This window comes from Paenibacillus qinlingensis (assembly GCF_013204845.1).
Classification (GTDB): Bacteria; Bacillota; Bacilli; order Paenibacillales; family NBRC-103111; genus Paenibacillus_E; species Paenibacillus_E qinlingensis.
In genome coordinates this window covers 174,507-195,424 of the sequence record NZ_JABMKY010000016.1, presented here as the reverse complement: position 1 = coordinate 195,424, position 20,918 = coordinate 174,507, and the positions used below count along the sequence as shown (strand labels likewise).

General features: G+C 44.0%; 23 protein-coding genes and 1 tRNA gene. 6 read left to right on the top strand and 18 right to left on the bottom strand.

Annotation, left to right across the window (positions count from 1 at the left end; translation table 11 throughout):
- Positions 1 to 337 precede the first annotated feature (337 nt).
- The 5 genes from HQN88_RS25190 to HQN88_RS25170 form a co-directional block, all read right to left on the bottom strand.
- Entirely contained in the window at positions 338 to 550 is a 213-nt protein-coding gene (locus HQN88_RS25190; RefSeq protein ID WP_171633989.1) for a hypothetical protein, read from the bottom strand.
- A 99-nt stretch (positions 551 to 649) separates the two neighbouring features.
- On the bottom strand, positions 650 to 1,525 hold the full coding sequence (locus HQN88_RS25185; RefSeq protein WP_173117670.1) for a M14 family metallopeptidase: 876 nt from the start codon (positions 1,523 to 1,525) through the stop codon (positions 650 to 652).
- A gap of 127 nt (positions 1,526 to 1,652) precedes the next feature.
- A complete protein-coding gene (racE, locus tag HQN88_RS25180; RefSeq protein ID WP_173117668.1) occupies positions 1,653 to 2,462 on the bottom strand; it encodes a glutamate racemase in 810 nt (269 codons plus the stop codon).
- 113 nt (positions 2,463 to 2,575) lie between these two features.
- Positions 2,576 to 3,568: a polysaccharide deacetylase family protein gene (locus tag HQN88_RS25175; RefSeq protein WP_173117666.1), complete on the bottom strand. Its 993-nt coding sequence runs from the start codon at positions 3,566 to 3,568 to the stop codon at positions 2,576 to 2,578.
- 89 nt (positions 3,569 to 3,657) lie between these two features.
- On the bottom strand, positions 3,658 to 4,080 hold the full coding sequence (locus HQN88_RS25170) for a disulfide oxidoreductase (protein WP_420794176.1): 423 nt from the start codon (positions 4,078 to 4,080) through the stop codon (positions 3,658 to 3,660).
- A 205-nt stretch (positions 4,081 to 4,285) separates the two neighbouring features.
- Between HQN88_RS25170 and HQN88_RS25165 the strand changes: the two genes are divergently transcribed.
- Together HQN88_RS25165 and HQN88_RS25160 are read left to right on the top strand one after the other, a co-directional pair.
- Positions 4,286 to 4,948, top strand: coding sequence for a helix-turn-helix domain-containing protein (locus HQN88_RS25165; protein ID WP_173117662.1), 663 nt, complete (start codon positions 4,286 to 4,288; stop codon positions 4,946 to 4,948).
- A 119-nt stretch (positions 4,949 to 5,067) separates the two neighbouring features.
- Entirely contained in the window at positions 5,068 to 6,195 is a 1,128-nt protein-coding gene (locus HQN88_RS25160; protein WP_173117660.1) for a phosphodiester glycosidase family protein, read from the top strand.
- Between the two features lie 146 nt (positions 6,196 to 6,341).
- Here HQN88_RS25160 and HQN88_RS25155 read toward each other — a convergent pair whose 3' ends face one another.
- Together HQN88_RS25155 and HQN88_RS25150 are read right to left on the bottom strand one after the other, a co-directional pair.
- On the bottom strand, positions 6,342 to 6,707 hold the full coding sequence (locus HQN88_RS25155; RefSeq protein ID WP_173117658.1) for a YtxH domain-containing protein: 366 nt from the start codon (positions 6,705 to 6,707) through the stop codon (positions 6,342 to 6,344).
- Between the two features lie 14 nt (positions 6,708 to 6,721).
- A complete protein-coding gene (locus HQN88_RS25150) occupies positions 6,722 to 7,168 on the bottom strand; it encodes a DUF948 domain-containing protein (protein ID WP_173117656.1) in 447 nt (148 codons plus the stop codon).
- A gap of 180 nt (positions 7,169 to 7,348) precedes the next feature.
- Between HQN88_RS25150 and HQN88_RS25145 the strand changes: the two genes are divergently transcribed.
- Positions 7,349 to 7,984 (top strand): bifunctional 4-hydroxy-2-oxoglutarate aldolase/2-dehydro-3-deoxy-phosphogluconate aldolase, encoded by a 636-nt coding sequence (locus tag HQN88_RS25145; RefSeq protein ID WP_173117654.1) that lies wholly within the window; start codon positions 7,349 to 7,351, stop codon positions 7,982 to 7,984.
- Positions 7,985 to 8,053: 69 nt separating this feature from the next.
- On the opposite strand, the gene HQN88_RS25140 is transcribed toward HQN88_RS25145, so the two are convergent.
- The 4 genes from HQN88_RS25140 to HQN88_RS25125 all read right to left on the bottom strand — a co-directional run bounded on the left by HQN88_RS25140 (position 8,054) and on the right by HQN88_RS25125 (position 12,818).
- Entirely contained in the window at positions 8,054 to 9,307 is a 1,254-nt protein-coding gene (locus HQN88_RS25140; RefSeq protein WP_173117652.1) for a S1C family serine protease, read from the bottom strand.
- Positions 9,308 to 9,503: 196 nt separating this feature from the next.
- Entirely contained in the window at positions 9,504 to 11,123 is a 1,620-nt protein-coding gene (locus tag HQN88_RS25135) for an S-layer homology domain-containing protein (protein WP_246320448.1), read from the bottom strand.
- 547 nt (positions 11,124 to 11,670) lie between these two features.
- Positions 11,671 to 12,303 (bottom strand): helix-turn-helix transcriptional regulator, encoded by a 633-nt coding sequence (locus tag HQN88_RS25130; RefSeq protein ID WP_173117650.1) that lies wholly within the window; start codon positions 12,301 to 12,303, stop codon positions 11,671 to 11,673.
- An 83-nt stretch (positions 12,304 to 12,386) separates the two neighbouring features.
- Positions 12,387 to 12,818: a DUF86 domain-containing protein gene (locus HQN88_RS25125; protein WP_173117648.1), complete on the bottom strand. Its 432-nt coding sequence runs from the start codon at positions 12,816 to 12,818 to the stop codon at positions 12,387 to 12,389.
- A gap of 266 nt (positions 12,819 to 13,084) precedes the next feature.
- Here HQN88_RS25125 and HQN88_RS25120 point away from each other — a divergent pair, with 266 nt between their 5' ends.
- Positions 13,085 to 14,149: an acyltransferase gene (locus tag HQN88_RS25120; protein WP_173117646.1), complete on the top strand. Its 1,065-nt coding sequence runs from the start codon at positions 13,085 to 13,087 to the stop codon at positions 14,147 to 14,149.
- Positions 14,150 to 14,160: 11 nt separating this feature from the next.
- Here the strand turns inward: HQN88_RS25120 and HQN88_RS25115 are convergent, their stop codons facing one another.
- Positions 14,161 to 14,826 (bottom strand): tetratricopeptide repeat protein, encoded by a 666-nt coding sequence (locus HQN88_RS25115; protein ID WP_173117645.1) that lies wholly within the window; start codon positions 14,824 to 14,826, stop codon positions 14,161 to 14,163.
- 157 nt (positions 14,827 to 14,983) lie between these two features.
- Between HQN88_RS25115 and HQN88_RS25110 the strand changes: the two genes are divergently transcribed.
- Complete coding sequence (locus HQN88_RS25110; protein WP_173117643.1) at positions 14,984 to 15,247, top strand: hypothetical protein; 264 nt, start codon at positions 14,984 to 14,986, stop codon at positions 15,245 to 15,247.
- 17 nt (positions 15,248 to 15,264) lie between these two features.
- On the opposite strand, the gene HQN88_RS25105 is transcribed toward HQN88_RS25110, so the two are convergent.
- The 3 genes from HQN88_RS25105 to HQN88_RS25095 form a co-directional block, all read right to left on the bottom strand.
- Entirely contained in the window at positions 15,265 to 17,082 is a 1,818-nt protein-coding gene (locus HQN88_RS25105; RefSeq protein WP_173117641.1) for an ABC transporter substrate-binding protein, read from the bottom strand.
- Between the two features lie 241 nt (positions 17,083 to 17,323).
- Positions 17,324 to 17,842: a VanZ family protein gene (locus tag HQN88_RS25100; RefSeq protein ID WP_173117639.1), complete on the bottom strand. Its 519-nt coding sequence runs from the start codon at positions 17,840 to 17,842 to the stop codon at positions 17,324 to 17,326.
- Between the two features lie 17 nt (positions 17,843 to 17,859).
- Positions 17,860 to 18,147, bottom strand: coding sequence for a hypothetical protein (locus tag HQN88_RS25095; protein ID WP_173117637.1), 288 nt, complete (start codon positions 18,145 to 18,147; stop codon positions 17,860 to 17,862).
- Positions 18,148 to 18,357: 210 nt separating this feature from the next.
- Here HQN88_RS25095 and HQN88_RS25090 point away from each other — a divergent pair.
- Positions 18,358 to 18,430: transfer RNA gene (locus HQN88_RS25090), tRNA-Ala, on the top strand.
- A gap of 207 nt (positions 18,431 to 18,637) precedes the next feature.
- Here HQN88_RS25090 and HQN88_RS25085 read toward each other — a convergent pair.
- From HQN88_RS25085 to HQN88_RS25075, 3 genes are all read right to left on the bottom strand, one after another.
- Complete coding sequence (locus tag HQN88_RS25085) at positions 18,638 to 19,831, bottom strand: site-specific integrase (RefSeq protein WP_173117635.1); 1,194 nt, start codon at positions 19,829 to 19,831, stop codon at positions 18,638 to 18,640.
- A gap of 22 nt (positions 19,832 to 19,853) precedes the next feature.
- Complete coding sequence (locus HQN88_RS25080) at positions 19,854 to 20,231, bottom strand: hypothetical protein (protein ID WP_173117633.1); 378 nt, start codon at positions 20,229 to 20,231, stop codon at positions 19,854 to 19,856.
- 187 nt (positions 20,232 to 20,418) lie between these two features.
- The gene (locus HQN88_RS25075; protein WP_246320441.1) at positions 20,419 to 20,628 is read right to left on the bottom strand and encodes a helix-turn-helix domain-containing protein; all 210 of its coding nucleotides are present in this window, start codon (positions 20,626 to 20,628) and stop codon (positions 20,419 to 20,421) included.
- Between the last annotated feature and the right edge of the window lie 290 nt (positions 20,629 to 20,918).

The following is a 20,918-nucleotide window of genomic DNA, read 5'->3' as shown; positions in this document are numbered from 1 at the left end:
CTTTTACAACAGGACAAGGTCGAATAGCACAATTGGTTACATGTCACCTGAGCAATTTGAGCAGCTATACTACCAGCAAGTTGCATAACTTAGTGACGTCCACTTTCTTGACAGAAGAGCAATAATCCATCTAAACGTGATTTCAGCCCAAATTCGAAAGAATTAGCTTCATGAAATCCATCTATTCGTGGTAATCGGCGGGTTACTAGGAGTTGTAGGAGTTGCTGAAGTTCCTGGGGTTGCGGGGGTTGCGGGGGTTGCGGGGGTTGCGGGGGTTGCGGGGGTTGTGAATATTTAAAAGACAAAAAATCCACCCCCTCCAAGGGGCGGATCCTGGTTAGTTAATTTTCCTGCGTGTCAAAATACACGGAACACCTCTGCCAACAGCCCCAGGCTGTGACATCATATCCAGATAGCGCATCCCCCTTGCGCAGGGTGTTTTACACACCGAACAAGTGGCAGACTCAACCATCCTCATCGTGTATTGCGCACGAGATGAAAGTTCCTTTTTCTTCTTAACAACTTTGCCTTTACCTTTAGGTGGTGCCATGTTCACGCCTCCCCAACAGCTTCCTTTCCTCAGTATATGAAGTCTGGGCAAAGTCGGTTCGTGGCGAACGCAAGCAAGTTGAAGTGACTTGTCTTACGATTATAATTCCAAGGTAGTCAATAATATAGGAACCACTTCCTCATAAAGTAACGCAAATGTTTCAACAGGCAGCGGATTTACGCCAAGCCCCACCTCGACTGTAAAGCCTGGTCGCCGAAAGTGTTGAATGAACCAATCTTTATACCCAGCGTCACTGCCCGTAAGCTTCACTGCCTCATAATTACTGGCTAATGCCAATCTCTCTGCAAGTGCTTCAGCTTCAGCTGGCTCGTAATCGCGGTAATTCCAATAAATTTCTCTTCCCTGCGTATGTAAGGCAACGACAAGTTCGAAGTCATGACACTCGGTGAACTCGGCTAAGGCAGCGGCTTCCGGCTCAGATAGCGGAGCTTCGCCTCCGTAATCTCGCTCGCCTGGTCCATCGTGTTCTCTTCGCAGCTTTTCTTCTTCCCAATGGGCAGGGAATTGATCATTAAGGTCTACGCCGCGTATATTCGCCTTCCAATTAATAAACGATAAGGAGCCGTTATTCCATGCCAACAATGCTTCACGATGCGGATGTTCTTCGGACAGTCCATGTAAAACAAGCTCAACCCCATCAGGATTAACCATGGGCACGACCCACAAGGCATACTCTGACAAAATGCGTCTAACATTGCGCCCATGCCATGCCGTCCCTCTTGCATATGCACATGCCAGATCTTCAACAAATTGCATCAGCAAGGGGGCCGTTATCCATTCATTCGCATGCATAGCTGCATTGAAATGGATTTCCTTCGTACCATGCCCGATACGCAGCGCAGGAATGTCCCTTCCCATCACACTTTGGCCAATACACGCCGTTTGCAAAAAAGGATATATTTTGCCTAAACGATTTAGCTCACTCGCCAATGTCTCATAGCCATAACCTAACACATTACCACCTCACAGCCTTCTACTTCTTTCGTATGGCTATTCTTATGATAAGGTTGCTGGAATCATGCGGTATCTCAGTTACGCGAGATGAAATAAAAATAGACCCACAAGGGTCTATTTCGAGCGTTTAAATAATAGTCGGCACCTGCCACACGACAGGCATGAAGGCAATATATTCCTTGAGCCAGTTCTCCGCAATTTGCCGAAAAACGGTAGGCGTACCACTGCAGAAAAACTGGTGAATCGGCATTTCTGGGGATTTCGTTTGCATACCTCTTTGAGAAAGAATCGTACTTATATCTCTGGCTGTCTCTTCCGCCGAAGAAATTAATGTCACTTCAGGGCCCATCACTTGAGAAATAGATTCCATCAGAAATGGGTAATGGGTACAGCCCAGAATTAAGCAATCGATCGGTTTATCTTTTAAGGGATTCAGGGATTGCTCCACGATTGTATGCGCACGATCACTACTAAATAGCCCTCTCTCAACAAATGGAGCTAGTAACGGACACGCCTCACTATAGACGTGAATATCAGGCGAAATCTGCTTCAACGCTGTTTCATATGCTTGACTGCGTATCGTTCCATCCGTGCCAATAACACCGATGATCCCGCTTCGTGTCATTTTGATTGCTGCTCTTGCCCCAGGTGCAATCACACCTACGACAGGTATCGAGACACGCGCACGTATGTCTTCTATCGCGACCGCGGTCGCCGTATTACAGGCAATCACAATCATTTTGGGATTAAACTGAAGTAAGTAATCTACGATTTGGCGTGTAAAGTGACGAACTTCATTAGCAGGACGGGGTCCATATGGGCTCCTTGCCGTATCACCAAAATAAATGACTTTTTCATGCGGCAGCTGTCTCATGATTTCTTTTACAACAGTTAACCCTCCGACTCCGGAGTCCAGTACGGCTATCGCTTGCTGCACACATATCCGCTTCCTTTGCCGGTTGATGAATTGATATAAACCACATGGTTAGGATATGTGCGGCCAAGCTCAAAGGTACCAAGAGTACTACACAGATTTCGACCTAATCTTCTTTACTTTTTTGGTTGAAGCTCGGTTACAAGTCCGAATTCGTACCCTCTCTTTTTGATTTCTTTACAAATGCGATCAAGCGCCTGCATGTTCTCAATGGAACCCTGATGCATCAAGATCACGTTTCCATCATGCAAATTATTCATAATATCGTTGTACGGATCCTCGGCACCATTCGCTCTGGGCTCCCAATCACGCATGGCTGTAGACCAGAACACAGAGGTATAGCCCATGTCAGAAACCAAACTTAAATTATGAGCATTATAGTGCCCATAAGGAAAACGGAAATAGTTCCCGACCTCTTTACCGGTGATTTGCTTATACACAACTTCAAAATCCTTAATTTCCTTGCGTATCTGATCATCTGTTAAGTCGTTAAAATCCGTATGTGTCATGGTGTGGTTCGCTACATAATGGCCGTCTGCCACAATTCTTTTCAAATAGTCCGGGTTCTTCTTGATGTTGTTCCCTGTAATAAAAAAGTTCGCTTTGACATTGTTCTCTTTGAGTGATTTCAGCATGAGATCAACCTCAATGAGCGGTCCTCCTGCATCAATGGTTAAATAAACCTTTTTCCCCGTTCCAACCCAGACAGCTTTCTGGTCACTGGTAAATGATTTGGTTTCAAGCGGAAAATCAGGAACTTGCCCTGTTTTCTTCTTCATATAGTACCAGGAATAGGGTGTTCGATCTGCGGGCAATGGTTTCGTTTTAGCAGGATCAGCTGTGGCTTTAGGCGTTGCGCTAGGTGTCGGTGTAGCTGGTGATGCACTCGGCACAGTCGTTGGCTTAGGAGTTGGCGTAGGTGTCGTTGTTGGTGAAGGTTTAACAGTTTGTGCGGGAGAAGGTGTTGGCGAAAATCTAGGAGAAATAACTGGACTGGCTTTGGCAGCCGCTTCCGTGCCGACAGGGGCAGTTAGGCTTATATCTGCACAACCGACCAACGAAACGCTCATTATGATCAGCAGTGCAGCTTTATGGGTATGTTTTATCATGAGTTACACCTCGAGATAGGAATGGATTCTTCATCCATACTATTCGACAGTGAATGACAAATTACCTGCCTAACTATTGAAATTGGGGGTTATTTTGTAGCGCGATAAGTCAAGTATTGTAGAACGGTAAGTAGGATAAACGCTGTTCCCGCCAGCATCGGAATCGTAATAAATCCAAGCCAGTTTAGATAGTCGGTATCGCAAGCAATGGGACCGCAGCCTGTGCCCGTTTCTTTGAAAACACCCATTTGTAATAAAACATGATAGATGGAGATGCATGCTCCCCAAATCGTTAGTGGCAACACATAGATGGTTAACTTGTAATCTCTGCGAACGGCTGCAATGCCTAGAATTACAACCAATGGGTACATAAGAATACGCTGATACCAGCATAGTTTACATGGTGCAAAATGCAAGATTTCGGAAAAATATAAGCTTCCAAGTGTCGCAACCAAGGCAACTAGCCATGATATATGCATGCCGTTGTCTCTCAGCCATTTTTTTAACATGATGAAATCGTCCCCTCTCTTCTACCCTATTATAAAAAAATAGACGAAAGAAGTCACGGAGTTGATTCTACCGACCTACTAAATTCGCATTTTGCTTACGAATCGTATAAGATGTTCACATTCCACTCAGGTAATTAGTACCAATAAGTGCTATAAACGTTTCTATTTTGAGCCAATTCAATTACAATTAACATATGGAGGGATTCCTATGATGAAGCAATTTGAAGGATTCGGTAAATTTTTGGAGAGCTTGCGAGGAAAAATGTCCTTACGTGAAGCTGCAAACAAGAGTGGTCTGTCCCATGCCTATATTCGAGATTTAGAGTTAGAGCGTAACCGTTCGACGAATGAAAAAATAAAGCCATCCCCTGTCACGTTAAAGAAATTGTCGGATGCCTACAAGTTTTCGTATACAGATCTTATGGAGAAAGCTGGATATCTTGAAAAAGGTAACCAAGATAGTCAAGGGACACCACCCACTCTCCCCTTGGCAGACATCCTTTTTATAGAAATTGGATCTACTGAAATGACGTATCACACACAAATCGGTAATCGCACGATTCCCATGCAATCCTTATTAGATTTCAGTCATTTCCTAGACCAACTAGAAGATCAAGGGTTTAAGAAAATGGATACGGATCTATTCGTTAATTTGTCTCACGTTAAGAAGTATGACGCCCAGGCAGGCAAGCTTTATTTCGATCCGCTAGGTGTAAGCCTAAGTGTGACGATTGCAGCCGTGCGCCAAAAGAAATATCATGAACTTATTTTGCGCAGTGTCGCCTATCATGCAGGGAACGATCTTGAATACCAATGGGAAAAAAGCACGATCAAAGACTCTCTACTCGCCTCACTTCAACGACAAAATTAAGCATTTTACAAAAAAAGGAGAAAAATTTCAGGGAATTCTGAAACTTATTCTCCTTTCTTTTCGTCTTACTAGTTGACAGTGTGGACTCCATTAGCGTTAGAGAGGATAGATGTTTAAGCATGGCTGTTCAACAAACAACCGCCCAACAGACTACCCTGCAAGCCCGTGTAAAGCGCAAACGTTCTGCAGGCATACGCTTTTTGTCGTATACAGTGCTTACGATTACCCTTCTAGCAATCTTAGGTTTAAGTTGGTTTTTCCTGACTGCCTCGGGGTCGAGCCTGCGTTTCATGATGGCAGATACCATCATTACCACGCAGCATCGGGATTGGGCCAAATATTTAATTGGCACATCCGAGTTGCAGAAACGTGTAGCCGCATATACGAAAAGTTTTGACGAAATGGGTACGGAGAAGGATCTAGGACTTGTAGATGTTGGTCCTCTTGCGTCCCATACGCCCACAGAAGTGGTAGCCCCAGTCAAGAAAGATTTAGTAACAATTGAGAGCATTTCTGGCCCTAATTTCAAAGGCAAGCTCGTTACTATTTCAGACCCTACTAAGCTTCGCATAGCTGTGCCAGAGAAAGCAGGTAAAGGGGAGAAAGTCTCTTCCATGGTCAAACGTACCGGTGCGATCCTCGGTGTGAATGGCGGTGGATTTATTGATCCGAACTGGGAAGGGAATGGCTTTCAACCAGAAGGCGTCGTCATCTCAGGAGGCAAAATCTTTTACAATGACAAGGGTATGAACGGTACCGTACAGATCGTTGGGATTGATAAGCAAGGCCGAATGATTTCAGGCAAATACAAAGTATCTGAGCTGCTCGAAATGGGCGTACAAGAAGCCGTCTCCTTCAGCCCTCGCTTCATCGTGAATGGTGTTGGCCAAGTCAAAAGTCAAGCAGATGGCTGGGGCATCGCACCACGAACGTGCATGGCTCAAACGAAGGACGGCGCGATTCTATTCGCCATCATTGATGGCAGACAAACGCACAGTATCGGTGCAACGCTCTATGATGTGCAGGAAATTTTCTTAGCCCATGGCGCCATTACCGCGGCGAACCTCGATGGGGGTGCTTCAACCGTGTTGGTTCACAATAATGCTATTATTAATAAACCTTCAAGTGAATACGGTGAACGCTATCTCCCGACCGCCTGGTTGCTTTTCGATCACCCAGAGACCGCTGATATTAAGAATGTGTGGGAAGGGCTGGATATCAGTAAGATTGATCCGTCCAAATGGTAACCAAATAAACGGCTACGCCGTCCTTCAAGGACGCGAGCGTTTATGGAGAATATAGCCAATTTATTATGTAAAACTTATACATTCTAAATTTCAACAAAGAAGCAGAGTACTCCTAGAAGGAGCGCTCTGCTTCTTTCATTGGAAAACTAGCGGCCTACGATGACTAAGTCTTCTGCGGCTTCCGATGCTGCGATCTCATCTTGAATGTCATCCTCAAATTGCGAATCCTTCCAAGACCGAACGGTCTCGACAACACTTGCTGCTGTATCCTTGGCTTTGCCTACAAGATCTGTAGTAGTTGTACTCACTGTTTTGGCAGCTGCTTGCGTTTTTTGACTAACTGTAGTGGCTATTTGCACGGTTTTATCGCTAACCACAGTAGCTCCTTCTGCAATATCACTGCGTAGTTCACGACCTGATTTCGGTGCGAACAGCAGCGCTGCTGCAGCCCCAACTAAACCGCCTACGACTGCACCGATGAGAAGATCTTTTCCTTTTTTTCCATTGGACATGTGATATCCACTCCTTAATGATCTGATTTCGCACTCCGCTGCGCCTGCCATCTCTGCCATAGCTCATACCCTGTGGTTGCCCATTCCATGATGTCGTGGATACGCTTCTGGTGCGTATGTACGACCTTTTCCGCACCTAGCAAGGAATCATTCATCATGCGTGAGGCTTTGCGCAGCATGGAAGCGACTTCCCCTACTGCCTTTCCTGCCTTTTCAACCGATTGCATAGTTGGCTCTAAGGCAAGGACTTGCAAATGTACCTCTTCCGTAAGCTGCCCTAATTGCTTCATTAGATTCTCCGCATGCTCTGTCGTATGGACAACCTGCTGCTTAACTTCAATAACCGTGTCCCCTAACAAGCGAAGCGTTCGCGTAGCTGTAATGAACATGCGAACTGTAAAGACAATGAGCACAATACACGCAACTGCCAAGCTGACGATACTGATCTCACTCCATGTCATGTAGGTCACCTCCTATGAGCTAAAAGCTGTGAGGGTTGATGAGGCTTCTAGACGAATGCCTATGAATTACTACAGTATAGGTAGGTAGGGCTTGTTTTGACACAAACGGATTGGAAAAATTTCTGGAACCTGTCATAATAAATAGCAAATGCGTCGAATTTGAGTTGGGGGAATCGAGAAATGAACCGAGAACAAGGGCTGCAAGAAATTGAGCGTACACGTATCGTAGCAATCGTCCGAGGCGTGCAGGGAGATCACATTATGTCTGTTGCTGAAGCACTTCACCAAGGTGGGGTCACAGTCATGGAAGTAACGCTAAACACACCTGGTGCGCTCTCTATGATCGCTAACCTTCAAAAGCAATGGGGAGAGCAGATGTTCATCGGAGCCGGCACTGTGCTGGATCTGGAGGACGCCAAACAAGCTGTTGCCGCGGGAGCTGCTTTCTTGGTCACTCCTAATCTGGATGAGGAGGTCATCCGCTGGTCGAAGCAAGAAGGTATTCCAATCTTCCCTGGTGCGATGACGCCAACCGAAGTTGTGAAAGCATGGAAAGCCGGTGCTACCGCCGTTAAAATATTCCCAAGCGCAAGCTTAGGCTTGCCTTACATCAAGGAATTAATGGGGCCACTCGATACCATCCCTATGATAGCTGTTGGTGGGGTAACCGAAGGGAATATCAAACAATTTCTGTCCATTGGCTGTTATGGCTTAGGCATTGGCGGCTCGCTCATCAACCTGAAAGAAATCGAAGCCGGTAATTTCGGCTGGATCACGGACAAGGCTGTTCAATTGCTCGCGGCGTCACGGGCATAATATTGTGAGGCATGAGAAAACGGAGCTCGCGAATGATTGCGGCTCCGTTTTTACGTCTTCGTGGACTATTTAGCTTTGATAGGCGGCAACTGCATTTTTATCTCCAACTTGTACGGATACATCCTTCGTTTGACCATCGCGTGAAATTTTCACCTTCAATGCATCGCCAACTGCCGCGGCTTGGACCGCTTTCGTCAGTTCCTCTGTATTCGCAATTCCTTTCCCATTCACTTCCGTAATGACATCAAACTGGCGTATCCCTGCTTTGAAAGCTGGTGAACCTTGCTGTACTTCAGCAACTACCACACCTTTGGTACTACTAATTTGCAGATCCTGTAACATGTCATCCGTAATATTTTGCAACGCTACGCCAATGTAAGGTGCTGGATCTTTCGCAATCGTTTCGTTGTTTTTCAATTTATCTACGACGGAGCTAATGGTACTTGCTGGAATCGCAAAGCCCATTCCCTGCGCTTCGGCATTGACAGCCGTATTAATCCCAATGACTTCACCATTTAAATTTAAGAGCGGGCCACCAGAGTTACCAGGGTTAATCGCCGTATCCGTTTGTAACAAATGCTTGTAATTACGTGTCCCCTGTTCATCATCAATGCTAATTTCGCGTTCCTTGGCGCTTAAAACACCTGTCGTCACGGAATAATCAAAGTCATAGGGATTACCAATCGCAACCACCCACTCACCAACTTCAGCAGCATTTGAATCTCCAATTTTTAAAGCTGGAAAGGCTTTGTCTCCTTGAATTTTGAGTACAGCCAAATCTAGATCATAGCTGCTGCCAAGTAGCGTCGCCTTAAATGGGGTATCATAACCTTGTACATATACATCGATTTCATCTGCTCCGTCTATCACATGCTCGTTCGTTAATATATAGCCGCTATCTTCAAAAATGAACCCAGATCCGATTCCATTTTCTATCGTATCTCCACTTTGCGTTCCTTGCTGCTGCGAATTTCTGCGAGTACCTGATGTGCTTGTTTGCTTGACTTTCGTTTCAATTTTGACAATGGCCGGACTTGAGGCTTTCGTAATTTGTGAAATGCTATTGATTCCTAAATTGTTGAGCGATGCAGTTTGGACGCCAGCCGCAGCTGAGTTCGCTGCTGCAGCCGCGGTTGCGCTGGACTGCACGGTTTGCGTATCATAGCCAAACAGGTTTAATTTGTCCGAAGTGAACATCAAACCACCAACGACAACTGCACCTGCCATAAAAGCTGCAAATATTGGCTTTACTCTGGAATTGCTTGCTTTTCTTTCAATTTTTATGTCATCCAAGTTCACGTTATTGTTCATATCCTCATTCATATGATTACCGCCTCTCGATTGCTATCATTTTGTTTCTTGCTGATAGATCAAGTATAGAACGCTAACCTGAAGTGAGACTTAAACTGGGCTGATAGCTGTATGAATGTTAGCTGAAAGTATGCTGAAGGGTTGGCGGGATAAAAAAAACCTGATCCTGGACTCTTTGGTCCACGGCATCAGGTCTTTATAAAAAATATTAATTAATGAATCCTGCTTTACTTAGGAATCGTTTGAGCATAGCAGCAGCCTCTGCGCGAGTCGCTTGGTTGTTAGGGCCGATGGTTGTATCCGTCAAACCATTGATAATACCAGCATCGATGGCCCTAGCAATTTCTTTCTGTGCCCACACGATTTTGTTAGAATCGCTGAATTTGCTTAATAACTCGATTTGCTGTGAATCAGACAGATTTGATGTCAATCCTGCATAGTTCATTGTTCGTACAATCATAGCGGCAAGCTCTTCACGTGTGATCTGAGCATCTGGCTTAAATGAACCATCTTCATATCCATCGATAATGCCCGCTTTGGCTGCAGTTGCAACTGTCGCTGCGTACCAATCGGAAGCTTGGACATCGCTAAATGTAGTTGTTGTAGTTACCAGGTCTAAACCCAAAGAACGAACAGCCAAGGCTGCAAATTCCGCACGTGTAACGTGAAGGTCAGGAGCGAATGTTGTATCTGTCATCCCATCAATAACGAGTTTATTGGCAAGGAGACTTACATCATCCTTAGACCAGTGGGACGCAGTATCTGTAAAATTTTTGTTCATTTCGACAACCGTGTAAATACTATTGCCGTTACGCTTCAGTGTGGCAACTGTTTTGCCATCTTTAACCTCGAAGATTGCAGGAACGAAACTTAGCTTCTTCGTTGTCTCATTGTAGAGAACACCAGTAACCTTCTTGGTATCTACAGCATTTGAGATGTTAATGGAACGCGAAACATACGTTTTGCCATAATCAACCGAAGTAGTTTTGTCCCCAGGACCTAGAGCAATGACATTAAAGTCTACTGCATCAGCGATAGCTTTAGCCCCAATTGCAGTGGCTGCAGAAGTTACCGCAGTTGCGGAATCACCGGTAACCTTCGTAATACTCACTTTGATCTTCAGATCCTTCAAAGGAATTCCTAACGATTTGGCTAGAGCATTCACATCTAATATAGAAAGAGGAAGCATATAAGTTCCATTGTCTGAACGTACAGTAATGGTCGAGCCCGCTTTACCTACAGCGTCAACTAAAGCAGAGGCTGGAATAAGGGCGATGTCACCGGATAATTTGAGTTCTATATTCGTATTTGAAGCTAGTGCATTTTTCAGGCTATCTTCGTTAACTTCACCGTTAGTAGGAACATTAATACTAGTCCCAGTTGCTGGTGGTACCCAACCACCTCCGCCATACCCTCCGCCACAGTAACTCGTGCATCCTGGCAGGTCAGGATTGGCATCAGTCGCATATACGAGGCTAGAAACTGTAGAACTATATTGGCCTGCTAAATATACAGCGTCATATACATTAGCTGTTATACCTGTATTGAACGTAAAATTGTAGTATGTAACGCCATTTACTGTTTCCGTGTTCGTGTAATCAGACATGTAAGCTTTCTTCAACAGACTATTATCTGGAGCATACATATTCAGATACACGGCCCCAGATACATTGTCATAAACGTCGCTATAAACAGTCGCTGTCACATTTCCAGTCGTCTTGTCGTATGTGTACGACTTTATACCTAGCGTTGCCCCGAAGGCAATCACAGGTACTAGAATAGAAACTATCATGAATAGAGCCAAAGCATGAGAAATTTTCCCAATCATTGATTTCACTCTGAATGCACTCCTTTTTCTCTCTATTTGACTTGAACTTGAATCGAACTGATTATTTTTCATCATCTATAGATTCACCTCCTCTACTATCTATGTAGTATAGACTTCGATAGATTAGGTTCCATTTCAGTCCGTATCTTGGAAATTTGTTCCAAAAGTAATTCCAATATGGATTTATATGGAATAAAAAATAGCTAAAAAGCCCCATTCATTGTGAATTGGGGCTTTCATATTGCCACTGATGCGCCCGAGTTAGTCGGTTTCATCGACTAACTCCTCTACAATTGCCACGGATATGCTCGAGTTAGTCGATTTCATCGACTAACTCCTCTACAATTGCCACTGATGCGCTCGAGTTAGTCGATATCATCGACTAACTCCTCTACAATTGCCACTGATGCTCTCGAGTTAGTCGGTTTCATCGACTAACTCCACTACAATTGCCACGGATGTGCTCGAGTTAGTCGGTTTCATCGACTGACTCCTCTGACAAAAGAAGAAGATAAGCAGACACTGTCTGCTTATCTTCTTTTCAAAACTATTTATTTTGACGTATGATATACACACATTTGTTAGCACCTTTGGCGAGACACTCTGTACGTTCTACTTCGGCATCCAGCAAATTACGGAACAGCGATAGTTCACACTGACATGCCTGCTGAAACGTATTGGCCACCTTCGCAATGGGACAGTTGTGCTCATTGAAGATATAAGCATCATCACCTTGTGCGGACCAATCAACCATATAGCCATTCTCATTCTGAATGTGCGCTAATTCAGCCACGCGATCCTCTAAGCTTTTGGCTTGCATCCTTGACTGATAGCGAGCTTCGAGCTTCCCCTGTCTGCCTTCAAAGAGCCGTTCGATTTTATCTTGACCTTCGTCTTCTAATAACTCGTCTAATAAATCCAACGTTAACTGTGAGTATTTCTTGGGAAATAATTCGTCCGCTTGTGGCGCTAATGTATACACACTTGTAGGACGTCCCATAGCTTGCCTTACGAGCTTAGCCTCGAGCAAATCATCCTTCTCCATCGAATGAATATGTCGTCTAACAGCCATCTCAGTGATCCCAAGTTGTTTCGCCATATCTTGTACACTTAACGGCCCTTGCGTTTTGAGCATAGAAAGAATCACTTTACGCGTCGATGTTTCTAGTGTTTGATTCATGCTCTCACCTGCCCTCGGAACTCGTTTAAGTCTCATTTTACAGCATCACTGGCAATAAGTAAATTATGAAACACTTATGTATGTTATGCCAATTCACTCTTAATAAATGCACGAACCGATGCCGCGAATTCCTCAAATGCCGCTGGGAGTTTAGGTATTAATGGATGTAAGTCTTGTCGCGGCCAATCTACATAATCCTGTACAAGTGGTTTCCGAAGCTTCACTAACTGCAGCAACGTCTCCGTTAAGGACTCTGAATAAGCCCCTTCCCCATGTACAATTTCCAATATGTCTTCATAACTGCTTGCATCTCTTAAAATAAAAGCATCAATGAGCAAGCTCCCAACATCCGTCACGGTTTCTATCGCCAAATGAAGTACTCGTTCTTGCGAAAGCTGCCAAGTCAGATCTTGCTTCCCTTGCGCCCATTGTGCTTCTAACTGCTGACTTGCCTCCGCAAGTACAGACAAAAACTGAATGCGCCCATCAATTTGTTCATGATTAATAAAATACATGGTCTATCTCCGTCCTCTTTTTCGCCATTTCGTCCATGCCAACATCGCAAAAAAAGTGATAATAACCAAAAATATGAGCAAAACCGCCTGCATCAAATATTCATAACTCACGTTCATTCACCCTCTTGATTGATCTCTTTACATGCTATCAACAGTTTATCTCGGGCAGGTGAGAGCGTCAAGCCACGCGGGTTTTCATTCCTAAAAGCATTGTCCTCCTATAGCGATCATGTTAAAGTGAAACGAGAGAAAAAAGGAGAATTTACATGATATTATCTAAACCCAAACTGTCAGAAATCGACATCGTACGCGCGCTTGCTATCTTTGCCGTTGTACTCATTCATGGTACGTCTGGCGCCACTCAACTACCTGTTGGGACAGGCTCCCAGGCTTTCTTTTTCATCCTCAACAAAGCTAGCTTGTTTACCGTTCCTTTGTTCATCTGGATTAGCGGTCTCGTCTTGTTCTATTCGTATTATGACCGTTGGGAGCCCAAGATGGCGCGTGTTTTTTGGACAAAAAGACTGCAAAAGATATTAATTCCCTATATCATCTGGTCCATATTCTATTATTTTTATAATCAAGTCATGTTTCATGGTTCGATACAGATCGATGCCTTTCATCTATTTAAATTACTCTTGTCGGGCAATGCCAGCTATCATCTCTATTACATTGTCATTATTGTTCAGTTCTATGCGCTATTCCCTTTAATGATTGCTGCCATCAAACGTTACGCGTGGCTCCGTCGCTGCCTGATTCCTCTAGGTATCGGCATTCAAGCGGTTTCCTATACCTTTCATCATTGGGTAATCCCGCTGCCCGAATATGCTACGTTGTGCTTAAGCTATACGGCTACGTTCTGCTTCGGTGCCTTCATGGGCATCTATTATCCAACGATAGTGACATGGGCGATTCGTTGCAAAAGATGGATATGGAGCTCCGTCTATGTGGCAGGTGGCGCTTATGTAGGCATGCTCCTACTTCAGCAACATGGTCTCGCTATGATCGAAAATACTTGGTTCGAGCTGGCGCTGCTCGCTTACTGCCTGACCATCCCACTCGTCTGTGTGCCGTGGGCACGCAACCAACTGGCGCGCAGCTCACGCTTCAGCGCTTTCTTATCTGCCTTAGGCGCAGCCTCCTTCGGCATCTATCTCGTGCATCCCGCGATTCTCACCCTGTGGGATCGCGTTACGCCAGAGCCAGCGCTGGAGCGCCTTTGGCTCTATGATGTGCACACCGCAGCAGCCGTTCTTATCGGGCTGCTAGGCGCTTTGCTGCTCACGCGCGGCTACGCTCGCGCAGTCCAAAAAGGTTCCGCTCGCAGATGAGCGGAACCTTTCTATTTCATGCGCGCCAGCCAGGCCCAGCGCCGCTGCTGTCTGCGGCTGTAGCGAGGCAAGCCGCGGTAAATGTCCAGCGCTTCGCGGTACGCGCGCTTGGCATCTTCTTGCCGGCCAAGCTGCTGATACAGCTGGCCTAGTCGGTAGTAAGCCTCGACCGACGAAGAGTGCAGGTCGCGGAACTGTTCAATAAACTGCGCCGCACGCTTCGGCGCAAGGGGGGCCAGAGCCTCGCCCAGGCGCAGGTAGGCTTCGCCATATTTTACACGAGGATTGAGTTTAATCGCCCTCAGCATAAAGGTTTCACCCTCGTCTATTCGGCCAAGTTTCAGAAGACACAGTCCAATTTCATAATGAACGTCGGCAGATTCCTGCATGATTGGTAGTGTTTGTTCCAAGTAAGGCAGTGCTTCTTGATATTTTTTGCGTTCAATAAGTATGCGCGCCAAGTCCAGTTTCGCTGACGTATTGTGCGGGTTCGCATGGAGATCAATTCGTAGACGTGATGCTCTTCGATTTAACTGAAATGGTCTCCAAATATTCGGCAGGATGCCAACGTATTTTCTATCCAACACATACAGAATGACGAGTAAAATGAGTAAAGCCAGAAACGGATTACCAACGATCCGCCAGAGTAATCCAAATAATAGTATTTTGATTAGCATGGTGTACTCCCCCTTTTCAACTTCCTTATACTACCATATTATGCTGATTTTGTTCAGCCCTCTCCTAAGAAAAACATCTTTTTCAAAGTGTGATGCTTCTACCATTCGAGATTTTTCGCCAGCAATGCTATACTAGAAAGAAAAAGGGAGCTTTGACATGAAAGATTCGCATAAAGCTACATGGCTTAAGAGAAAAAAACTAGGTCGCTCTAGATATTTAATTATGTTCGGAATCGTACCTTGGGGAATTGGAGCTGCGATCCTCACGACCTTACTTGAATATTTAAGCTTCCAATCCGTTAATTCCTCTTGGATTCCTATTCGACTAATCGTATTCGCTTTCATCGGGTTTTTCGTTGCGAATGGACGCTGGGTAGCGATGGAATACCGCTTTGAGCCGCCTGCTCCTAGACGACCGTAAGGTCGTTTTTTTCATTTTCAAACACTTGGTGTAAACCAAATTTCCCGGAAATCAATCCAGCCTAAATCGTTGATCGTTACCCCTTTAATCGAATCATGATACGTCGTTTGTTGCGAGCGATGAAGTACGAAAAGGAACGATTTCTCCTCCTGAAGCTCCGCAATCAATTGATGTAATCCACCGATACGCTCATCCAAGCTAGGATTACTCAGAATTCCCTCCATTTTCGAATCCACCCACAACAGCCGCTCTACGTTCAAATGTGCACGTACATAACTGTTGCTTTGCTTCAATGTTTGGATGATATGAAGGTCGTAATTGCTTTCCATACAAATGTGATAAAAAATAAGATCGGCTTCGTCAATGGTTTCCATCTGTGTCATGTCAGACTCACTTCGAATCGTGATTTCGATGGGAATCCCAATCTGAGCACACTGCCGGCAAATCCACATGGCATCCTCATTGTTATTCCGATAGACATACATATGTAACGTCTCGCCGTTGTAGCCCATTTCATTTAGCAGGCGCTTGGCTTCCGTAATATCCGTCCTAGACCTGACTAGCGGCTCCATCGTTGGAATAAAACTGCTTGCTGGTGCTTCCCGAAAACCGCCGAGTTCCCCAATCATACGCTCACGATCTATGACCAAATCAACCGCTTTGCGGAAGTTAGGATGGCACTGCGGCCCTCTCTTATTGCGATTAAACGTTAATAAACTGCACCCCATAATCGTTTGCTCAATTTGATGCCATTCTGAATCTTTATCAATCGCGCCTACTGGCTTACTTGAATTCGACTGCCCACGATACACCTGGATCGTATCCCAGCTTGGTGTTGATTCCTGCAGATCCGAGGGCAGCAGCCAAAATTCAATGAGATCCATATGCGGCCTGACGCCAAAATAACTATCAAACGCCCGTAGCTTGCAAATGTAATCATCGTTTCTCTCCAGCCTGAACGGCCCGGTCCCAATGGGCATTCGTCCAAAAATCGATTCACTATCCCGGCAAATTTCCTCGGGGACAATCGCCATAGACGTATGTGCCAATTGTTGAAGAAACAGCACATTCGGCTGGCTTAATTCAATCGCAATGGAGCTTCGATTCAGCACGGTAATCGCCTCAATGCTTTCGGTCATCCATCCTTGCGTAGCAGACTGGCCGAGCTTCTTTAATCGCGACAAAGAGTAACTTACATCATGCGCTGTCATCTCTCTGCCATGATGGAACAGCACACCTTTGCGCAAATAAAAAGTGTAATGTAAACCATCCTCGCTGATTTCCCAGTAATGAGCCAAGTGCGGCTCAATCACCCTTGTCTGCGTATTATAACGAATGAGCGTATCGAAAATTTGACTCACTAGATGGAAATCAAATGCAAAAAAAGTGTGCGCAGGATCCAGCGTCACCAACCATTTGTAAACAGGTACGCGCAATGTATCCTTAAACCGCTCCTCATGCTCAACCGTCCGGTAGCCAAAAAAGCTGAACAACCACTCGATAAAGGAGTCCTGAAGTGCTTCTCCCTTGCCTAGTTGATGTATCAGCTCAATTGTGCCTAAATAATCGCCTCGATTCGCAAGCGCCATCGCTTGCTTCGAGATCATGTCTTCCGAGGAGACCAAAAAAGTAAGCTCTGAAATGTTCCCTCTCCCCCGTCCAGGCTTCCAGGAAATCCAATTCTGATCACTCATCTTCTTCAATAAAATCTTTACATTCCGAGTCGAACAATATAATCTTTCCGCTAATTCTTCTAATGTAATGGGCTGCGGTATATCTTCAACACCATGCTCAAAACCCGCGCGTAGCTCCAGAAAATGAGTAAGTAGCTGCATCTTCAACGTCCTTTCTCAAAAGGGGAAATCATTGAAGTGAATTATACTCTTTTTGTTCCCCTTATTCTAGCGTAAACTAAACGTATCAGGAAAAGAAAGGAAAGTGACCCTCATATGCAACCAACAGACCTCTATGTTTCAGAGAAATTAATGGAGTGGCAACAGCACGATTTGGAAAGCCAGTCCCGCGAGCATTGGAAATGGCAATCCGTTAAAAAAAGAAAAGTCTACGTACTTCTAACTAGCTTATTCTTCTGGATTTAATTCGATTACGTATCGAAACCACCACTGCAATCAGAATGAGCGCACACAGAATACCAACTCCGTCGACGACTACATCGATGCCGTGCCCCGTTCGGTCCTTCACGAACGATTGATGCCATTCATCCGACATTGCGTAGAGCAATGAAATTAGGAAGGAGCTGATCAAAGCTATGTTCATTCTGACCGGTTTTGCAAGTAAAGCTATAGACCAAAGCAGGGCAAGCACAGCGTATTCGCTAACGTGCCCTGCTTTTCTTATGAAAAATTCAATCAAATTAATGGGATCTTGCCAGGAAATCACCTGTTGATCATAGGTAAACTTCACTTTAGGAATATGTTCTTTCAACTTTTCAGTGGAAAATTTCGATTCCAAGTATGGCTTCAAGCTCTGCTGCTGATATGGCTCGGCAGACTTCATATAGATGAAAGCCATCCATAGAATGGCTGCCACTAGGAACACGTAGAATACCGTCTTCGATCGAGTTAACTTCGGCATAACGGCCCCTTTCACTCTTATGGATTCATTTTTTTACGTATACTAAATAAGGCAAAAAATTCTATAACCATTAAATTCACTGCGGATACGCCATAAAAGGCCATGCCAAACATCATCTGAAACTGATCTGTCGTTACGGACTTCCACCACAAAGCTGCGAGAGCCGTCAGCACAATATTTAACGCCGTCGTGATCCAAAAGGAGAATCCTAAACGGTTCGTTTTTCGCATCATAAGGACACCAATCACAAACGGCACAACGAAAGCGATACCCAAGTAAATCCAATACAATACTGCGTTTGACACTTCTACGTCACTCCCAAACGTTCAACTAGTTTATATTACTAGGTTAGCATGAAAATACGCATGAAAACAACGTTCGTTCCCGCTTTGCAACAGAATCGACATACAGCATCTCGGATAGTCAACTACGAGAAAAATCCTAGATTTCAGGTATTGCCTGTCATCACGAATTCATGTATAATACAAAAAGTCGACGTTTGTAAGCGACAACACGGGGCCTTAGCTCAGCTGGGAGAGCGCATCGCTGGCAGCGATGAGGTCAGGGGTTCGATCCCCCTAGGCTCCATAAAGTATAAAATCCCGAAATCCCTTGCTACGCAAGGGATTTTAGTTATTTAATAACATACGGAATTACTGCCTGCACCAAGAAAACTCATTTTGCGGTAACAATTCGGTAACATATGATAATAATTGAACCTACGAATTCAGAGAATAACCAACGATTACAATGCGGCTAAAAAAAGAACAAGCAGGAAAGCTTGTCCTCAAAGAATTAATTTTTGGGATTTATTATTTCTCTGTATTTCACGAGGGCGCCCCTTTGAACGCCTTTAAGGACGTGCTGATAAATATCGCTGGTAACCCTTGTGGAGCTGTGACCTGCTCTAAAACTGGTAATTTTTGGATCAACACCTGCTATTAACAAGTGTGTTAAGTGACTATGTCTCAACTCATGAAAGGTCACACGAGTAACGCCAGCTCTTTTTAAAATACGATAAAAGCTTCGCCTTAAGTTACTTGGATTCACTGGTGTGCCATTGCTTGTTGGACATACCAAATTATTATTTTGATACATATCCTGAGCATTTTCTTTGTAGCTCTGAATTAGATGGTATTGTTTCTTTAACACATCAATGATCTCATCATCAATTTCGATTGTTCTTTTGCTGGAGGGAGTTTTCGTTCGATTACTGACAGTGTAAACTCCGTTTACTCCATTTAAAGTGGATTTGACTTCGATATGACCATTATCAAAATCGACTGCATCCCACTTTAAGCCCAGTATTTCAGACTCCCTCATACCTGTCGTTACTGCGATGTATATGGCGGCGTACATTGGATCATTCTTAGCCACTTCAAGTAAAATGGGAACCTCATCCGGTTTCAAGACGTTATGATCTTTAGAACCCTCTGGTGGGAGCTTGTACGATTTCGTAATATTTTTCGGGAGCAAATCGTCTTCGTAAGCTTGAATCAAAGCCATTTTCAGTACCTTAAGGGTATCGTGAATGGTTCTGCTAGACAAACCTTCATTGGTAGTGATTTTTTCCTTACCATTGAAGATAACTTTCTTCTTCTGCAGCAGCATTCCATGAAGATCGGTGAAAATGTCCGATGTTATCGAGTAAAGCTGTAAATTTCCATAATCTTCTACAATGTGTTTTATTCGATTTTTGTAAGATTCCAGCGTTACTTCTCTGAACGTCAACTCTTTTTTACCGACCCACTTGTCGAGCCATTCTTTCAGCGTTATTTTCGTAGGATGGATGTACTTGCCCTTATTTAGTTTAGCCTTTAAATCAGTAAGGTCTTTGTACGCCGTTGCTTTATCCTTATAGCCGCCGTATTTTTTTTGCCGTCTTTTACCTGTCTTCGGATCAGTCGTTGAAATAATGAAGTAATACGATTTACCATCCGTATCATTTCGTTCATACACGCCAGCATAGTGACTTTTTGTTCGTGCCATCAGTTTTCACGCTTCCTTCCAATTAAAAAAATTGTTCATCGAACAAAATTGGATCACAACGCACAAGCATACAAGCTTGAGTGAAAACGTTGAATAATTCATCACCCCAATTTCCTAATGCCTCATAAAGGGAAAATTCATGATAATCGTTGTAAATACATAGTCCAGCTTGGCACAAGAGACTGAAACCGCCGGAAAGTCCAGGTTTGCTCGATTTCTCAAAGAACCAATCATACGGACCAATTCCCCGAACAACCGGATCTTGCCTACAGAAATCGAATATGACAGGGTGAGCTACGATATAAATTCCTGATAGGTATTGTGAATCGGATTGAGCCCTAGGATATTTCCGTAACAACTGGCAAAAATTGCATTCATGTTCTTCGTTTACAAAAAACATTTTCATTCCTCCGTTATTTGTTTTTGTTTGATTACCGGATCTGAACATCCGATTAGCACTTTGCTTAATGTGAAATAAACAAAGCTTGTTACACCGTCTGAACAATGAACAAATTAAGCATTTTGCATATGATAATCGGCAATGGATCAATGTCAACTAATTTATTCCATTTTCCGATCTTCCCTTATTAAGATGTGTCTTGACCATCAAACCATTGAAGAAATGCCTTCTTACTGATTCGAATACTGCGACCAATTTTCACATAATGAAAATCATTCTTCTTGATCTGTTCATATGCTTGTACTCTACCGATCCCAAGGTAGCGTTTCATATCGTCAACGCTCATCGCGTCAGGAAGTGCCTCTGAGTTCAGAAATTTGTTAATGTTTTTTCCCAACGTTATGTCCTCCAGTTAAAGTGTATTGTGTCGTCGCGACTGACAAGGTATATCATACGAAAGCCAAATGCTCTTTAGTCTTAGAGGAATTTACAAAGCAAAAATGATAATGTAAAGATCATTGATAAATATATTTAGTTTAAAAAATGCAATAACGAAATTTATGGATGATATATTTTTTTATATTTTTTGAATCTGTAATTCTGCCAATAAATATATTTTTGATAATCCTGGATATTTGACTATATATTGATGTTACTTGTAAGCCTTAATACAAATCCATAAGTTAC

What these genes read in the sequence shown, in the direction of transcription:
- HQN88_RS25190 (WP_171633989.1), bottom strand. Translation starts at nt 550, where the DNA reads ATGGCACCACCTAAAGGTAAAGGCAAAGTTGTTAAGAAGAAAAAGGAA.
- HQN88_RS25175 (WP_173117666.1), bottom strand. Translation starts at nt 3,568, where the DNA reads ATGATAAAACATACCCATAAAGCTGCACTGCTGATCATAATGAGCGTT.
- HQN88_RS25165 (WP_173117662.1), top strand. Translation starts at nt 4,286, where the DNA reads ATGATGAAGCAATTTGAAGGATTCGGTAAATTTTTGGAGAGCTTGCGA.
- HQN88_RS25160 (WP_173117660.1), top strand. Translation starts at nt 5,068, where the DNA reads ATGGCTGTTCAACAAACAACCGCCCAACAGACTACCCTGCAAGCCCGT.
- HQN88_RS25155 (WP_173117658.1), bottom strand. Translation starts at nt 6,707, where the DNA reads ATGTCCAATGGAAAAAAAGGAAAAGATCTTCTCATCGGTGCAGTCGTA.
- HQN88_RS25150 (WP_173117656.1), bottom strand. Translation starts at nt 7,168, where the DNA reads ATGACATGGAGTGAGATCAGTATCGTCAGCTTGGCAGTTGCGTGTATT.
- HQN88_RS25145 (WP_173117654.1), top strand. Translation starts at nt 7,349, where the DNA reads ATGAACCGAGAACAAGGGCTGCAAGAAATTGAGCGTACACGTATCGTA.
- HQN88_RS25140 (WP_173117652.1), bottom strand. Translation starts at nt 9,307, where the DNA reads ATGAATGAGGATATGAACAATAACGTGAACTTGGATGACATAAAAATT.
- HQN88_RS25135 (WP_246320448.1), bottom strand. Translation starts at nt 11,123, where the DNA reads ATGATTGGGAAAATTTCTCATGCTTTGGCTCTATTCATGATAGTTTCT.
- HQN88_RS25130 (WP_173117650.1), bottom strand. Translation starts at nt 12,303, where the DNA reads ATGAATCAAACACTAGAAACATCGACGCGTAAAGTGATTCTTTCTATG.
- HQN88_RS25125 (WP_173117648.1), bottom strand. Translation starts at nt 12,818, where the DNA reads ATGTATTTTATTAATCATGAACAAATTGATGGGCGCATTCAGTTTTTG.
- HQN88_RS25120 (WP_173117646.1), top strand. Translation starts at nt 13,085, where the DNA reads ATGATATTATCTAAACCCAAACTGTCAGAAATCGACATCGTACGCGCG.
- HQN88_RS25115 (WP_173117645.1), bottom strand. Translation starts at nt 14,826, where the DNA reads ATGCTAATCAAAATACTATTATTTGGATTACTCTGGCGGATCGTTGGT.
- HQN88_RS25110 (WP_173117643.1), top strand. Translation starts at nt 14,984, where the DNA reads ATGAAAGATTCGCATAAAGCTACATGGCTTAAGAGAAAAAAACTAGGT.
- HQN88_RS25105 (WP_173117641.1), bottom strand. Translation starts at nt 17,082, where the DNA reads ATGCAGCTACTTACTCATTTTCTGGAGCTACGCGCGGGTTTTGAGCAT.
- HQN88_RS25100 (WP_173117639.1), bottom strand. Translation starts at nt 17,842, where the DNA reads ATGCCGAAGTTAACTCGATCGAAGACGGTATTCTACGTGTTCCTAGTG.
- HQN88_RS25085 (WP_173117635.1), bottom strand. Translation starts at nt 19,831, where the DNA reads ATGGCACGAACAAAAAGTCACTATGCTGGCGTGTATGAACGAAATGAT.
- HQN88_RS25080 (WP_173117633.1), bottom strand. Translation starts at nt 20,231, where the DNA reads ATGTTTTTTGTAAACGAAGAACATGAATGCAATTTTTGCCAGTTGTTA.